The organism is Mucilaginibacter sp. P5_A4, from assembly GCF_056400605.1.
Genome location: NZ_JBFUKX010000046.1, coordinates 1 through 16,147 on the forward strand (window position 1 = coordinate 1; position 16,147 = coordinate 16,147).

Annotated in this window: 11 protein-coding genes; 6 read left to right on the top strand and 5 right to left on the bottom strand. The window is 42.6% G+C overall.

Translation table 11 applies throughout. From position 1 onward, the window contains the following. The first annotated feature begins 422 nt into the window (after positions 1 to 422). From AC1DQW_RS22045 to AC1DQW_RS22055, 3 genes are all read left to right on the top strand, one after another. Entirely contained in the window at positions 423 to 1,223 is an 801-nt protein-coding gene (locus AC1DQW_RS22045) for an MBL fold metallo-hydrolase (protein ID WP_477456038.1), read from the top strand. Between the two features lie 532 nt (positions 1,224 to 1,755). Then, positions 1,756 to 4,218 (top strand): TonB-dependent siderophore receptor, encoded by a 2,463-nt coding sequence (locus tag AC1DQW_RS22050; protein ID WP_477456039.1) that lies wholly within the window; start codon positions 1,756 to 1,758, stop codon positions 4,216 to 4,218. Next, positions 4,218 to 5,420 (top strand): PepSY-associated TM helix domain-containing protein, encoded by a 1,203-nt coding sequence (locus tag AC1DQW_RS22055; protein ID WP_477456040.1) that lies wholly within the window; start codon positions 4,218 to 4,220, stop codon positions 5,418 to 5,420. Before AC1DQW_RS22050 ends, AC1DQW_RS22055 begins: the two co-directional genes overlap by 1 nt. A 4-nt stretch (positions 5,421 to 5,424) precedes the next feature. Here the strand turns inward: AC1DQW_RS22055 and AC1DQW_RS22060 are convergent, their stop codons facing one another. Further along, complete coding sequence (locus tag AC1DQW_RS22060; protein WP_477456041.1) at positions 5,425 to 6,648, bottom strand: MFS transporter; 1,224 nt, start codon at positions 6,646 to 6,648, stop codon at positions 5,425 to 5,427. Between the two features lie 156 nt (positions 6,649 to 6,804). Further along, positions 6,805 to 8,247 carry an aminotransferase-like domain-containing protein gene (locus tag AC1DQW_RS22065; protein WP_477456042.1) on the bottom strand — a complete coding sequence of 481 codons (1,443 nt, stop codon included), beginning with the start codon at positions 8,245 to 8,247 and terminating at the stop codon, positions 6,805 to 6,807. A gap of 94 nt (positions 8,248 to 8,341) precedes the next feature. On the opposite strand from AC1DQW_RS22065, the gene AC1DQW_RS22070 reads away from it, so the two are divergent. After that, positions 8,342 to 8,800, top strand: coding sequence for a GNAT family N-acetyltransferase (locus AC1DQW_RS22070; protein WP_477456043.1), 459 nt, complete (start codon positions 8,342 to 8,344; stop codon positions 8,798 to 8,800). A gap of 34 nt (positions 8,801 to 8,834) precedes the next feature. After that, positions 8,835 to 10,040 (top strand): aminotransferase class V-fold PLP-dependent enzyme, encoded by a 1,206-nt coding sequence (locus AC1DQW_RS22075; RefSeq protein WP_477456044.1) that lies wholly within the window; start codon positions 8,835 to 8,837, stop codon positions 10,038 to 10,040. An 89-nt stretch (positions 10,041 to 10,129) separates the two neighbouring features. Here the strand turns inward: AC1DQW_RS22075 and AC1DQW_RS22080 are convergent, their stop codons facing one another. Continuing rightward, positions 10,130 to 11,932, bottom strand: a complete 1,803-nt coding sequence (locus AC1DQW_RS22080) for a M61 family metallopeptidase (protein WP_477456045.1) — start codon at positions 11,930 to 11,932, stop codon at positions 10,130 to 10,132. 212 nt (positions 11,933 to 12,144) lie between these two features. Between AC1DQW_RS22080 and AC1DQW_RS22085 the strand changes: the two genes are divergently transcribed. Next, on the top strand, positions 12,145 to 14,010 hold the full coding sequence (locus AC1DQW_RS22085) for an LTA synthase family protein (RefSeq protein ID WP_477456046.1): 1,866 nt from the start codon (positions 12,145 to 12,147) through the stop codon (positions 14,008 to 14,010). On the opposite strand, the gene AC1DQW_RS22090 is transcribed toward AC1DQW_RS22085, so the two are convergent. Together AC1DQW_RS22090 and AC1DQW_RS22095 are read right to left on the bottom strand one after the other, a co-directional pair. Continuing rightward, a complete protein-coding gene (locus tag AC1DQW_RS22090; RefSeq protein WP_477456047.1) occupies positions 13,988 to 14,791 on the bottom strand; it encodes a carbon-nitrogen hydrolase family protein in 804 nt (267 codons plus the stop codon). The two genes, AC1DQW_RS22085 and AC1DQW_RS22090, sit on opposite strands and share 23 nt — an antisense overlap. 10 nt (positions 14,792 to 14,801) lie before the next feature. Further along, positions 14,802 to 15,869 (bottom strand): AI-2E family transporter, encoded by a 1,068-nt coding sequence (locus tag AC1DQW_RS22095; protein WP_477456048.1) that lies wholly within the window; start codon positions 15,867 to 15,869, stop codon positions 14,802 to 14,804. Between the last annotated feature and the right edge of the window lie 278 nt (positions 15,870 to 16,147).

Genomic DNA, 16,147 nt, shown 5'->3' on the forward strand with positions numbered 1-16,147 from the left:
AGATTGCCTTTTGCCAATAACCTTTGATGGTACAAAGAAAGTATTATAGCTGGGCCTTGGGCAATCATAAAAGGCAGGGAACTAATACGAGTTTAAGTCCTTTAGACTAGCAATGACAAAAGTTCACCCTGCCTTTTACAATAACGTTTTCCACAAAGTTTTTAGTTCTTAACACCCCCCTGCACCCCCCATTCTAACAACAGCAATCTTTATTGTTTTTTCTTTTGTTAGACCAAAGGCAATGACGGTCTGTTTTTTTATTTTTAAACGGCCTCTTACATTGTATAAACCCCGCCACAACATTAAATTTGAGGCGGGGTTTATTGTTTCCGGGCATCTTAGGTCACGCAAAGACGCTAATAGCCCCGAGGGAACATTACTATCAATAGCAATCCATTTATTTCTACCACCATACCTTTACCATGCCATTAACTCCTTATATCTGCACTACCTGCGGTGTACAATACCCGCCATCGGCAACCCCTCCTTTGCATTGTAAAATTTGCGAGGATGACCGCCAATACGTGAATCCTACAGGCCAGAACTGGATTACGCTTGCGGAGTTAAACCATCAGCATAAAAACATTATTGAAAAGGTAGCCCCAAACTTATATGCCATTTACACCGAACCTGCCTTTGGCATTAACCAGCGGGCACATTTACTGGTAACACCCGGGGGCAATATCCTATGGGATTGCATCAGCAATATTGATGAGGCAACCATTGCAGCCGTGAATAACCTGGGCGGCATAAAAGCCATCGCCCTTTCGCACCCGCATTATTTTTCGACCATTGCCGTGTGGAGCAAAGCTTTTGGCGATGCCACCATATACATAAACGCCCTTGACGAAGAATGGCTGGGACGCAGGGACGCGCCTATCCATTTATGGCCCGAAGAGGAAATTGCTTTATGGGACGGCATCCAGCTGATCCGTTGCGGCGGGCATTTTCCTGGTGCAAGTGTGCTGTATAGTCCGCAAAATGATGGTTTGTTATTGGTTGGTGACGTGATACAGGTAAGTCCAGACCTTAAAACTGTTTCGTTTATGTATAGCTATCCAAATCTTGTCCCGCTTCCCAGGAAGGATATACTACAGGTTCAAAATGCGATAAGCGGAAAAGTTTATGAAGCCATGTACGGCGCTTTTGGGCGTTATATTTTAAAGGACGCCCGGGCCGCGATGGATTTTTCGGTGAAGAGGTATTTAAGGATCTTTGAATAGGGCTTTTTAGAGGCTGTTTAAAAATACATCGCCATTGCTTCGTACCTACACATGACGTGTTTGTAAAAAAAGCCGCTTGCCATGCTGAGTGGTAAAATTTCGCGAAATTCTGAAGGGGAAATGACGTTTTAAAAGGTTTGTCATCCTGAACGCAGTGAAGGATCTACTCTCCGCCATGCTTCTTCGCCCTGTAAGTCTGCGAATAGATCCTTCACTCCGTTCAGGATGACAAAAAGGTTTTTTTGAAAACACGTCATGGGTAAGGTTTGAAGCATCTATTATTCGCCATGCCCCTTCGCCCTGTACAGTCTGCGAATAGATCCTTCACTCCGTTCAGGATGACAGAATGATGGCTGGAAGCCGTCTAAAAGGTCCCCTTACAAGATAATCACCAGGGACAAAAAGCAACACATCATAGCACCCATTCACCTCCTTTTCTTAATTATTACCAAAAGGTTTCTTTAGGATTTGCATTTAGTTAAATAAAAACTATTTTTGCCATTGTTTATAATCAGTCTAAATAAAAATAACAATGAAGAATAACCTTACTACACTTCTTGCTTCCTTCGCTCTTCTCGTAATCTCTCCCCTTATAACACAAGCCCAGCAAAAAGCATCGATACAGGGCTATGTAAAAGACAAGGAGAATAAACCACTGCCAGGCACAACCGTATCAATTGATGGCACCAACTATATTACATCAGCCGGTAATAAAGGCGATTTTAAACTGGATGTAGCCGCCGGCAAGTATACTATACACTACAACTTTGTGGGCTTCAGAGAGATCAGCAAGCAAATTGTTATTGCCCCGGGAACTGTCATTGACGAAAATGTTGTTTTGCACGAAGATGCCGCTTCACTGCAGCAGGTGGAAATAATTGGGCGTAAAGAAAAAACCTATAAAACCAAAGCCACTTTTATAGGCAACAAAACCGAAACTGATATTAAAGATTTGCCGCAATCTGTATCCTACGCCAGTAAAGAACTGATGGCCGACCAAGGTGCAGTACGTGTTGGCGATGTAGTTAAAAACTTTAGCGGTGTTTCGCAGTTCACTTTTTATGATGACCTTACCATCAGGGGCTTTCGTGTTAACGGTCAAAGCAATACCCAGCTTTTAAACGGGTTGCGCACCAGTACCGGGTTTTGGAAACAGCCCTTAACAAATTACCTGGAGCGTGTTGAAGTGCTGAAAGGTCCATCATCTGCCCTGTATGGCAATGCAAGTCCCGGAGGTGTGGTTAACCGTGTAACCAAAAAACCGCTGAACGAAACCCGCAGAACCCTGAGTTTCTCGTTAGGCAGTTTTAACACATTCAGAGGATTGGCCGATTTTACAGGTCCTGCAAACAAAGATAGCACCTTGCTATACCGTCTTAATTTAGGGTATGAAGATGCCAACTCTTTCCGCGATCTGCAGTTTGATAAAAACGTGATCATTGCACCTTCTTTATCGTTCATCGCGTCGCCAAAAACACACATTAATTTCGATATGGTTTACAACAGCTCGCGCAGCAGGCTTGATCGGGGTCAGTCTGTAATCGGCAACGATCTGTACTCAACCCCACAATCACTGGCATTAAGTGCCGCCAATGATTTTTTGAACGAGCAGACATATATTGTTACCTTATCGGTAAATCACCAGTTTAATAACAACCTGAGCTTTAATGCCGCTTACTCAAAAACCGGGTACAGCGAGGACCTGCTTGAACACCGCAGCGCCAATGCCTATGCCAAAGACAAGCTGGGCAATGATATTCCTAACCTGGTAGCTATGCAGATATTTCAGCGCAAGCGAAAACGCTACATTGACAATTTTAGCGGTTACGTTAATTACAACGCCAAAACAGGCCCTATCGAACATAAAATTGTAGCAGGCTATGATTATGGCAGCGAAAAAATGCCGGTAGGCGCGTCACAACTCACCGCTTCGGGCTATCGCAATGCATCCAACACCGGTACTATTGCCAACTATGTGGTAAAAGACAGTTTAAAGTATTTACGGGATACAAAGGGTAACCCGGTTGCCAACGTACCTTCATTTGATTTAAATAATGCCATCAACTCGCAACGTTTACAGGACGACAGCAAGGCGCTTTTTTCGCAAAACGTGCTTAACCCAACCTATTACTACCTTAATGCCGGGTATGTACAGGATCAGTTAAAGCTGGGCCGGTTGCAGGCACTGGCCGGCGTCCGCTACGAGTATTATACCGATTTTGCAAATTATGCCACTTCAACACAACAAAAAACGCACTCCAGCGCATGGCTGCCCCGCTTTGGCTTAGTATATACCGCTACCAAAAACATCAATATTTATAGTACTTATGTAATGGGGTATAACCCGCAAACCGCGGCAACCATTGCCAACCCCAATGCCGGCGGACCATTTGCCCCGGTTACCAGCAACATGATTGAGCTGGGCGCCAAAAGCAGTTGGTTGGACGACAGACTATCCATCACGACATCTGTTTACCGGATTGAGCAAAAAAACACCCTTTACAACGCAGGTGTGGCCAATCAGCCAGACCTGTTAAGGCCGGTTGGCAAAGAACGTTCACGGGGGTTTGAGTTTGATATTACCGGGCGCATACTGCCAAACTGGAGCATGCTGGCCTCATATGCGTATAATGATGCTAAAATTACCGAAAGTGGTGTTGCCGCCGAGGTAGGTCTGCAAAAACCGAACGCCCCTAAAAACATGGCCAACATCTGGACGAGGTATAATATTATACGCGGCGCATTTAGCGGACTGGGCATAGGTTTGGGCGCCAACTACATTGATAAACGCACACTATCCATCAACCTTACCCAAAGCATTCCTGATTACATATTGGTTGATGCCGCGCTATTTTATAATATTGGTAAAGTTCAGCTACAGTTTAATGCCAACAACATTACCGGCAAAAAGTATTGGGTAGGCGGATATGATTATATAAGGCTGTTCCCCGGTGCACCCAGGAACTATTTGCTTACGCTTGGATATACCTTGTAATGGCAAAATCAAAGTTTAAAAAGCTAACCGGCTGGCTGCATTTGTGGGTTGGCCTGGTAACTGGTATAGTAGTAGTTATCGTCTCGGTAACGGGCTGCATCTACGTGTTTGATAAAGAAATATTTGATTTTATACACAAGGATATAGTAAGCGTTCAGAAAACCGGCCCCGCAAGGCCGGTTTCTGAATTACTTGCTATTGCACAAAAAGCAGTTGGCCCCCATAAAAAGCTCAGCAGTATTAAAATAACCGAAGATGATAAAAGCATTGTGTTTTCGGGTTTTAAAGTGAATGATAAAAAAAAGATCACGCTGTGGTATTTCAGCCAGTTTGAGTACTATGATTACGTTTATGTAAACCAGTACACCGGCAAAGTTTTAGGCATTATCGATTTCAGGTACGAGTTTTTTAACATTGTTGAACAGCTGCACCGTCAACTGTTACTGGTAAAGCCGGTGGGCAGTGTTATTGTTGGCAGCTGTGTACTGCTTTTTCTGTTGATGATGATCACCGGCTTTATACTCTGGCTGCCTAAAAATTACAGGCAGTTTAAACAAAGCATCACCATAAAATGGAATGCCAGGTTTAAACGGGTAAATTATGATGTGCATAACAGCCTGGGATTTTATGTTTTGCCCATTGCCATACTTATTGCTGTAACTGGTTTGGTATGGTCATTCAAATGGTGGGAAAAGGGCATTTATAATATGCTTGGCACAAAGGAAAAGCCCCAATTTTCGCGTGTATTGCCGGTTATCAGCACAGCCGATTCAACCCTGAATAAAATGGACATCATCCATCACAACCTGCTCAAACAATTAAATGGCGACTGGACCCAAATTGGGCTGGATATACCCAACGGGAAAGATAAGATGGTGATGGCATTTGTATACTTAAAACACCGCAGCGATGGCTGGAATGGTATCAGTTACTATTTTTTTGATGGCCGCACCGGCAAACTGGTAACAGCTATACCACACAGCAAAAAAACGCTGGGCATGAAATGGCGCAACTCAAACCTGTACATCCATACGGGTCGTTTATATGGGCCGGGTACGCAAATACTGGCTTTTTTGGCAAGCCTGGTATGTGCATCGCTGCCTGTTACCGGCTTTTTAATATGGTGGGGCAAACGCAACAAAAAACCTAAAAAGAAAAGGCCGGATACAGAACCGGCTGTACTGGCAATGGTAAAAACCTGATGGTTTATACTCCTTCGCTCAGCAACTCCTTCTTCAGTTTTAATATCAGCATCACTATAACCGATAGCATTATCAGTACAAAATAACTGTAACCCAGGTTATGTTCATCTTTAGCGGGCAGCAGAAAAACAATGCCATAGCTAAAAAACGATACGATAACATAATTTATCCCGCCCGAAAGTCCGCTGGCTATACCGGCGTTTTTAGGGAAGCGGCTTAAGCAATAGGTAAAAAAGTTATTAAAAGTATATCCTGCCGCTATATGGATTATAAAAGCGAAAAATATGATGGTATATAAATTGGCTATATACCTCATGCTTATCAGCATTACTATTACAAATATTACCTGCAGGGTAAGGTTAACCACCATTCGATTAAAAAACGGTTTGTTGATGGTGGCTTTACCGATAAGCCCCCCTATAAGCCAGGCTATGCCCAATACCAACGAACTATAGCCGGCCACTACCGGCGACAGATGTAAAGTATGCTCTATGATAAAAGGGCCTGTCATGTTATAGATCATCACCATACAGTACGCAAGTCCCAACATAATAAGCCCGAGGGTAAAACTGGTGGTTTTGATCATGTCCGCATAAATGCTGCCGATCTTTTTGATATGGAATGCCGAAAAGTTTTTCAACGTTTCGCCGCTGAAGACCAGCTCCAAAACCACGAATACTGCAGCAAATATGGCCAGGAGGTAAAAGTTTGATTTCCACCCGTAACCGGTTTGCAGGTACCCGCCAACAAAAGGCGCTACAATTGGCCCGGTAGACCAGATGATGGAAAACATGCTAAGGTAATGCTTCAGCTTTTCGCCCGAAAACAGATCGATAAAATAAGCGCGCTTGGAAACAATTACACCGGCTACGGTAATACCGTGTACTATCCGCATGAGGTATATTACATAAATATTGGTTGAGGTAGCTATAACAATACTGGCAACAGCAAAAAGCACCAGGCACACCAGGCTTATATTGTACCGGCCAAAACTATCCAGTACGCTGCCAATAAATAGTTGCGTAATGCCATAGCTTATTAAAAACAAAGTTAAAGTAAGCTGCACCTGAATACTGCTCACATGCAATTCGGCAGCCATGGTAGGTAACGACGGAATGTATATATCAGTCGCGAAGCCCGAAAGTGGGATTAATGCAAAAGCCAGTAAATTGGCAATACCCTGGTGCCGTTCTTTAATTGTTTTTGGCACAGAAAGCGTTGAGTACATATTAATTAAATTTACCGACCGGCTGGAAAGGGCTATCCAAAGCTCTTTTTTCCGGTCAATTATTAAATAAGCCGCAAAGATACCCCGTTTGTGTAAGCGGTTATATAATTACCGTTTTTATGATCTTTTGACGACAGTTGAAACCGGGGTACCGTTTCATCCCAATTGTCTTATCAAATCCCCTAAAACTTTAAAGCTATGCTCCACCACGTCGTCAAAGGTTAAACCAAAACTAATACGGATAAAATTGGTGAAGCGGGCATCGGTGCTAAAAATTTGTCCGGGAGCTATGCTGATGTTTTGGGCAATGGCAAGCTGGTAAAGCTCAAATGCATCAATATTTTTATCCAACTCAATCCACAGGGCATAGCCTCCCTGGGGCTGGCTTATTTTGGTGCCCGGCGGAAAATGGGTAACAATGGCCTGGGTATAACGCAGGCTTTGGGTATATAATGTTTTACGCAGGTTGCGCATATGCAAATCATACCGGCCTGTTTCAAAAAAATGAGCAACAGCGGCCTGGGTGGGTGTGGCCGAGCTGATGGTATGCATCATTTTGATGTTAATTACCTGGTCTTTAAACCTGCCCGGTATACACCAGCCTACCCGGTAGCCCGGCGCAATTGATTTGGAAACTGATGAGCATAACAGCACCCAGCCTTCGGTATCATAACTTTTACAGGTACGCGGGCGGCTTTTGCCAAAATATATTTCGCCATAAATATCATCCTCAATTAAAGGGATCTGCCTTTCTGTTATTAATTTAACCAATCGCTGTTTACTATCATCGGGCATGCAGCTGCCTACCGGGTTACTAAAGTTGGTTACAAACAGGCATACTTTAATATCCACTTTATCCATAGCCTCGGCCAGGTAATCAATATCAATACCCGTATCAGGATTAACCGGGATCTCCAGCACCTTCAGATCAAGGCTGAGCATTATATTAAAGATCCCGAAAAAGGTAGGGCTTTCAATGGCAACGGTATCGCCCGGTTTGGTAAGCGCCCGCAGGCAAAATATCAGGGCTTCAAGACAACCCTGCGTGGTTACCACATCGTCGCCGGTTATGTTGCCGCCCCAGTTAAAAGCGTTTTTGGCCACATGGTTGCGCAACGAAATATTGCCCTGCAAATTTTCATAATTGATATTGCCCGTAGGGCTTTTACGGATAGATTCCATCATGGACTTACTGAGCTTAGCCATTGGAATGAGGTTTAGTGGCGGCGATGAGCGCGACAAACGTATAACACTTTCCTCACTCATGTTTTGATAAACCATAGCTATCATCTGGGTAACCGTGGCCTGCTCAATCTTTTTCAGCGGAGGTTTGGTTTCGGGTGCATTGGTCAGTCTTGCCGGCGAAAACTTAACGTAATAGCCCGATTTTGGCCTGGCCTCTATCATGCCCATGTTTTCCAGTTCTACATAAGCTTTGTATGAAGTGCTGATGCTGATACCCTGCTCAAGGCTTAACGCCCTTACTGATGGCAGCTTATCACCCGGTTTTAACAGTTTCTGTTTTATCTGCTTTTCAATACGGGCAGCTATCTGCGCATATAAAAAATCATCATTAACCATGGTAATCAATTTCTCCATTTTAAAATCTGTTATGGTCAAAATTAACAAATCTGAATCTGTTTTGCTACATGCAGATGCTTTTACTTTGTAATGATCAAAATTTATTAAAAAAATGAAACTTCAATTAATTGATTATCAGCCAAAGTATCAGTCGTACTTTGAAAAATTCAACAAAGCATGGCTCGAAGAATTTTTTGTGGTTGAAGCACTGGACAAATGGGTTTTAGAAAACCCCGACGAAGCCATGTTAAAACGAGGTGGTAAAATTTATTTTGCAGCAGCAGGCGATACTATTATTGGCACAGTAGGTTTGCGCTTTATTGAAGATGGTGTTTATGAGCTTACCAAAATGGCTGTTGATAAGGCTTATCATGGTGGTGGTGCCGGTCAGTTTTTATGCCAGTCGGGTATTGATAAAGCGAGGGAAATGGGTGTTAAAAAACTCATCCTGTTTTCGAGCCGCGTACTAAAAAACGCAATCCACATTTATCACAAATTAGGCTTTACAGAAATACCGGTTACGCCCGGCACCTATGGCCGTGCCGATATTATGATGGAGATTAATTTTTAACATTAACATACTTTACACATCAAACTAAAATACGATGCAACTTAGCCCTATAAGCGAACAGGAAATACAGCAAATAAGAGCCGAAACCAAAGGAACAGCCGAGAGGATCCATTTTAATAATGCGGGAGCATCTTTACCGCCCGATGTAGTGGTTGAAACGGTTGTTAATTACTTACATGAAGAAGCAATTTATGGCGGCTACGAAACCGAATATAAATACAAGGATCAATTAGATAATACCTATGAGCTGATAGCCCGCCTCATTAATGCCGGTAAGGACGAAATTGCCCTTGTTGAAAATGCAAGCACCGGCTGGGGAATAGCTTTTAACGGGATAGACTTCAAGCCCGGCGATGAGATTATTACCTGCGAAATGGAATATGTAACCAATATCATCGGGTTTTTAAACGCTCAAAAAAAGTTGGGTGTAAGCCTTAAAATAATACCGAACGATGCACAGGGCAATTTTCCGCTGGATGTTTTTGAACAGGCAATTTCGCCAAAGACTAAATTGATAGCCATGACGCAGATCCCTTCAACCGCAGGCGGGATGATCCCGATTGTGGAGATTGGCAAAATAGCCCGCAAACACGAGGTATTATACCTTGTTGATGCGTGCCAAAGCGCCGGGCAAATCCCCTTAAACGTGGAGGAGATTGGCTGCGATATGTTAGCAGTAACCGGGCGTAAATACCTGCGGGCACCAAGGGGAACCGGTTTTTTATTTGTACGCAAACAGGTACAGGACAAACTGAATACCCTGTTTATGGATGGTTTTAGCGCCCCATCGGTTAGCCTTGATAATTTTCAGCTAAGAAACGACGCCCGGCGTTTTGAATTGTACGAAAAAAACCGCGCCATTACACTCGGCCTGGGTAAAGCCGTTGAATATGCCCTGAACATCGGGGTCGACAGGATCTGGCAGCGCGTGCAATACCTGGCTAATTTAATGCGTCGGCAACTTGCAGATATTGATGGCCTAACGGTTCATGATTTTGGTGATCAGCAATCTGGTATTGTAACGTTTTCGGTAAAGGGAATGGATAGTGGTTTAGTAAAAAGCACCCTGGCCGAAAACAACATTAACGTATCTGTAGGTAAAGCCATATCAACACTCATTTATATGAATAAAAACCACCTGGCCAGTAATGTGAGGGCATCGGTACATTATTACAACACCGAAGAGGAGATAATGATGATGTGTGATGCACTTAAAACAGTGTACGTAAGCACAACCTGATCAAAAAGTTTTGCCGGATCTTCTGCCCTGGCCGGCGACCGTGTTCATAAGTAATATGATGAACCACGGTCGCCGGCTGTGTTACGCCCTTACCTACCAATCCAGCTTTTATAAATAGCAGCCTGCAACGGGTCGGGATTGGAGAGGGGGCTTATTTTAAAGGTTTTCTCTTTTTTGGAGCCCAACACAATGGCTACATCTTGTTTTACTCCGCCTTTTTGTAATGTAAGCGCTATTGTATCACCGGTGTTCTTTGCTTCAAACGTTTGGTAAAGCAATTGCTGCGTTGCCGGTTTACCATCAATCGCTAATATGGATGTTCCTCCCCTTACATTTTTATTCCATGCCGGCGAATTGGGTTCAACCGTGGTTATCTTTAGCGTATCGCGCTGTTCCCTTACATTAATACCCGCCCAGGAGTTATAGGTAATAGTGGCATTGGTATCTATTAATAATCCGCCATAAGCGAAGTATTTGGGATAATCGGGTGGTTTAACAGTCGAGGCATATTCAAATAGCTCGGGCATTGGTGCACCGGCCATCTTTTCGCATTCATTCCTGAATTCCTGTTCGGTAAAGCCGCGTTTAAGCTTTTTGTAATATTTGTAATAAAGCAGGCGCATTACATCATCAAGCGTTTTCTTGTTTTTGGTAACATGGCGAATATTAAAATCAAGCATTAAGCCAAGTACGGGGCCTTTGTCGTAATAAGATATCGTTTTATTAATGTCTTCATTTACGCGCCCGTTCGGCCCGTCGTTCCAGGTGTTGTAGCTGGCCTGTGTAGCCGATTGGTAAAAATGCCCCGGCTTATTTTCGTAGTTTTTAATATTGTTTTGAAAATCGTTCAGCATATCTTCGCCGGTCATTAAACCGGCGCGCCTCACTATCAGGTATTCATAATAAACTGTAAACCCTTCAGATACCCAAAGCATGTTGGTATGATTCTCTTTTGAATAATCAAACGGTCCCAGTTCAATTGGCCTTATGCGCTTAACGTTATAATGGTGAAAATACTCGTGGGCAATAAAGTTGTACAGCCTTTTTTTTGCTTCGGGCGAATTAAATCCCTCGCCCCCGCTAAAGCTCAGCGACGATGAGTTCAAATGTTCGATACCGCCGCCACCGCCGCCTATTGATAAAAAGGAATAATGCGTATAAGGTATTTCACCAATAATGTTGCTGCCTGCAACAACTATTTTTTTTAAATCATCCATAAATCCCTGCCTGTCAAATTCAGGCAGCTGGTAACCAATGAAGCTATGGGGTTTGTTTTTAACAGTAAATTGTGGCAATACTTCAAGTTGTCCCATCAAAAAGGGACTATCATATAACACGTCGAAATTATCGGCCTTATACAAGTGATATTTACCTGGTACAGTATCCAAACCTGTTGCAACCATAGCATTCCATTTGCTGTACGGGTTCATTTTTATAGTAACCGGATGATGTAATTCTTTATCCAGGTACATAAACAACCCGCCGGGGGTAATATATCCCCTGGTTTCATCCAGGTAAATATTGCCAACAAAGGGTACGGTAGCTTTTACATCGTATGAAATTTTAACCGCGCCGGCAGTGTTATTATAAACACGCCAGGTATTTTCTGAAGCTTTTATCCACTTTAAGTTTGTGCCTTTGCCATCGGCTACTTTAAAGTTTTGTACGGCGGCGGCAAAATCAATGAGCTGGTAGTAACCAGGTGTCCAGGCGCACATTTTAAAATCAAGCACCTTCCCCGGTGTTTTATTTGTTAGCTCAACATGATAAAGCTGATCAGCCGCCTTTTCCATTGAAACAACATATTGCATATTTACCGGTTGATGCTGTGCAAACGTGCTAACACTAAAAAACAGGCCAATAACCAACAGGGATTTGTGTAGTATTTTCATTATGTAGGATGAGTTTCCCAAATATAGAAAAAGCCCTTATAGATTTTAACAGGAAACCTAACACAAACGGGGCTTTATTATAATATCAAAGAGGGGATAAACGGGATGCGTAATACACTTAAAGCATTGCATGTCAGTACAATTTAATATTTCATTAACCTTGCATTAAATACATCTTAACATCAGGTTTAAATAACTATTTTTGAAACCCAATGTTAAGAAGTCTTTTTAGTTTTTGCCGTTTCCTTTTCTTTTGGATCCTATTATCCATACTAACCCGCATAGTATTTGAAATATATTTCCAGGGCAAGCTAAGCGGTATCAGCTTTTACGAGATCTGGCAAACCTTTTTATATGGCATCCGCATGGATGCATCTGTGGCGGCGTACATTAGTGTAATCCCCCTGCTTGTTTTTAGCGTCAACTGGTTCACTAAATATAATATCAAAGCAAAATGGCCAAGGTTTTATGTTTACCTGTGCATTTTTATAATTTCGTTCGTTACGGTTGTTGATCTCAATATATTCCGGGAGTGGGGTACCAAAGTAAATTTCAGGGCATTTGACGTTTTTTTTAATGCCCCATCCGAAGCTTTTGCGGCAGCCAGTTCGTCACCCATTTTTTTGAGCTTTATTATCATGGTGGCGGTGTTCATTACCGGTGTTTTCCTGTCAAAATATATCATCGACTTTGAATTTAAAAAGCCCAAAGCCCCTGTGATAGCTAAGCCATTTATCATTATACTGCTTTTGGGCTTAAACCTGCTGATAATCCGCGGCGGATTACAGCTTGCGCCTATAAGCCAGAGTAATGCCTATTTTTCTGCAAAGCCCATCCTCAACCAATGTGCCCTGAACACCCAATGGAACCTGATTCAAAATGTGGTGGAGAACGTACAGTCACCGGGTAACCCCTACCTGTTTATGCCTGCACAAAAAGCTTCGGCTTTGGTTGATAGCATGTATGCTGTAAAAAAAGACAGTACTATACATATCCTTACCACCAACCGGCCTAATATTGTGATCTTTCAGCTGGAAAGCTTTACAGCCGACCTGATAGCATCGCTGGGAGGAGAAAAAGGCGATGCACCAAACTTTGAGGATTTTATAAAACAGGGCGTTTTGTTTGATAATGTTTATGCAGCCAGCGACCGTACTGACAAAGGGATCATTGCTATTTTAAGCGCGTTCCCATCACAGGCTACCAGAACCATCGTGATAGATAACGAGAAACAGGAACGCCTGCCAACACTGAGCAATATTTTTGCAGATCAGGGCTATAATACCTCCTACTTTTATGGCGGCGAAAGCGAGTTCATGAATTTTAAAGCCTATTTATTAAGCCATAAAATTGCCCACCTTATTGATAAAAAAAACTTTGAGGCTAAAGAAATGAACTCAAAATGGGGCGCCCACGATGATATTTTGCTAAAGAAGAATATCAACTACCTCAACAGGCAGCGGGAGCCATTTTTTAGCTACGTACAAACCTTAAGCAATCACGAGCCTTTTGAGTTGCCGGTTGCTCCGCATTTCCCCGGTGATGACCTGGGCAATAAGTTCAGGAGTACAGCATACTATACAGATGCCAGCCTGAAACAGTATTTTGATGAGGCAAAACAACACAACTGGTACAAAAATACCTTGTTTGTTTTGGTTGCCGATCATGGGCACAGATTACCGCTCAATGCCTCCGAACCCTATGAACCCAAAAAATATCATATCCCCTTATTGTTTTTTGGCGATGCCATAAAACCCGAATACAGGGGCATGAAAATAAACAAGTTAGGCAACCAAACAGATATAGCCGCCACCCTGCTGGCACAACTAAACCTACCCCACCGGCAATTTAAGTGGTCGAAAAACCTGTTGAATCCCTATACACAGGATTTCGCGTTTTTTGATTGGGATAATGGCCTGGGCTTTATGCTACCCAAGCAGGCCGTTACATTTGATAATGCCGGCTCAAGGATAAGCTTTATCCAAAACAAAAATATCCCGCAAAATTACACGGATAAAACCCTGCTTTACGGCAAAGCTTTTATGCAGCAGGTGTTTACAGAATACCTGGCGTATTAACTAATTCCGGCTTAAATCTTTTTGCCAGTAAACCGGTTGCCTTGTCAATATCAATTTCGGCTACCAATACGCCTGTTTCTCCATATGGCTGATAGGCAATACAATGCCCGTCGGGAGCTATCAAAGATGTAGCTGACTCGGGATACCTGGTAGCATAGTTGGAGCTTGCAAAATAAATGGTGTTTTCCATTGCCCGCATCATCATAGCCTTTTCGTAATAGGGATTGTTTTTACTTCCCCATTCTACAAGCCGCACGCCCTGGGTATCGCTTCCAGAAAAATGCGGATGAAAAACTATTTTGGCGCCACGCATAGCCGCCCATCGTACCAATTCGGGGTACCTGAAGCCTTCATGGCAAATGGTAATGCCAAATTTTACACCATTCACCTCAAAAATATTGCGCTCCGTTCCGGGGATCCATATATTATCTTCTGTTGGGTCCAGCTGGTTTTTTGTCTGGTATCCCAATATCGCGCCGGTGTTTGATACAACGTAGGCCAAATTAAAAAGCTCATCCCCCAGGTACCAATCCATAGGTATAATAATCGCTATGGCATGTTCAGCGGCTATTTCGCAAACTTTTTTCAGGGCCTCCTGCAACTTTTCGGGCGAGCGCTCTTCTACTTCAAATTCCTTTGCGGGGTACCCAGGAATGTATGACTCCGGAAAACAGATAATTTCTGCTTGTTCCAGTGCAGCTTCCCCTGCAAGTTTTTCTACCCAGGATAAGCCATCATTTATTGATTTGGGAAATGGCGGCGAGGCTAATGCTATCTTCATATATTGATTTCTAAATTTTCATAGGGCTTTTAACAGGTCTTTCGTCACCCAGCAACAAACCCCATTGTTTATAATTTTTTGAACGGTCGAACACTATTTTTAAAACCGAGAGCAGCGGCATCGCCAGGAACATACCCGAAACGCCAGTCATGGTACCTGCAATTATAATACCTACAATGGAAGTAAGCGGGTTAATTTTTACCTGCGAGCCTACAATTCGCGGCATCAGTATATTATTATCAAGCAACTGCACAAAAGAGATAGCCCCCAGCACAATCAGGATATCAACAATATTTTCTGACGATGCAAGTGTTATCAGCACACCCAAAATATTGCCTATTAATGCCCCCAGGTACGGTATAAGGTTCAGGAATGCAAAGATGATGCCTATAAGCAGGGCGTTTTGAATCCCAAAAATCATTAACGCTCCACCCAGCAGGATAACGATATAGGTTATTTGTATCAGCAATCCTATCAGGTAGCTTTTCACCATCTTTTCTGTCTGCCGTATACCTTCTTCTACATTTTGATGTTCATCCGGCTTAAACCACATTAAAATAAATTTAACAAACAGGTTCCGGTATAATATGATGAGGTAAATATAAATAGGCAATAATCCTATAAATATAACTACACCCGATAAGGACCCTGCCGCTCCGCTCAAAATGCCCCCTAAGGAGCTGAATAGTTTTTTGCTTTGTGCGTTAATGAATTTCAATTGCTCTGCCGGAGAATATCCAAACGAATTGCTGATCCAGGTACTTAAATTATCAAGGTGCTTGGTTACAGTTCGCTGTATTTGCGGAAAATCATCCAAAAGAGAACCTACCTGGCTGGTAAACAACCAGATGAGCAATGCCACTACAACGGTTAATAAAATTATCGGCAACAGAATAGCAAGGCCTTCCGGCACTTTTAGCTTCCTGAAAAATCTGAATACCGGCAATAACACCAGGCTAAAGAAAAATGCCATCAACAGGGGCATAATTATCGTATGCCCGATAACAATAAGAGCCCCTATTAAAAAGATGCCAAGTAATTCAATAGAACGTTTAACAGTTACAGGCATATCTTTCATAATAGCGTTGTTTTAAGCTCGTCTTCTTAAATGCGTTTATTTATAATTTTTGTAAATAAATATCGAGCTAATTATTTAATTATCCGTTTTTTTAAACCGATGTACTGGCGTTTATGGTGTTTCGCCTTTAAGTATAACCTTGCAGGTTATTTTCAAAAATCCGTATAAACTATTAACTATCAATACATTAAATGAATTTATCTACGACAAGCTTTGTCGTACACAGCCTCTTGCGGAACACTACCACACTTGATAATCAACAAGTTACATTTTATTTA

Coding starts and splice junctions, on each gene's coding strand:
- AC1DQW_RS22045 (WP_477456038.1), top strand. CDS start 423: ATGCCATTAACTCCTTATATCTGCACTACCTGCGGTGTACAATACCCG.
- AC1DQW_RS22050 (WP_477456039.1), top strand. CDS start 1,756: ATGAAGAATAACCTTACTACACTTCTTGCTTCCTTCGCTCTTCTCGTA.
- AC1DQW_RS22055 (WP_477456040.1), top strand. CDS start 4,218: ATGGCAAAATCAAAGTTTAAAAAGCTAACCGGCTGGCTGCATTTGTGG.
- AC1DQW_RS22060 (WP_477456041.1), bottom strand. CDS start 6,648: ATGTACTCAACGCTTTCTGTGCCAAAAACAATTAAAGAACGGCACCAG.
- AC1DQW_RS22065 (WP_477456042.1), bottom strand. CDS start 8,247: ATGGAGAAATTGATTACCATGGTTAATGATGATTTTTTATATGCGCAG.
- AC1DQW_RS22070 (WP_477456043.1), top strand. CDS start 8,342: ATGAAACTTCAATTAATTGATTATCAGCCAAAGTATCAGTCGTACTTT.
- AC1DQW_RS22075 (WP_477456044.1), top strand. CDS start 8,835: ATGCAACTTAGCCCTATAAGCGAACAGGAAATACAGCAAATAAGAGCC.
- AC1DQW_RS22080 (WP_477456045.1), bottom strand. CDS start 11,932: ATGAAAATACTACACAAATCCCTGTTGGTTATTGGCCTGTTTTTTAGT.
- AC1DQW_RS22085 (WP_477456046.1), top strand. CDS start 12,145: ATGTTAAGAAGTCTTTTTAGTTTTTGCCGTTTCCTTTTCTTTTGGATC.
- AC1DQW_RS22090 (WP_477456047.1), bottom strand. CDS start 14,791: ATGAAGATAGCATTAGCCTCGCCGCCATTTCCCAAATCAATAAATGAT.
- AC1DQW_RS22095 (WP_477456048.1), bottom strand. CDS start 15,869: ATGAAAGATATGCCTGTAACTGTTAAACGTTCTATTGAATTACTTGGC.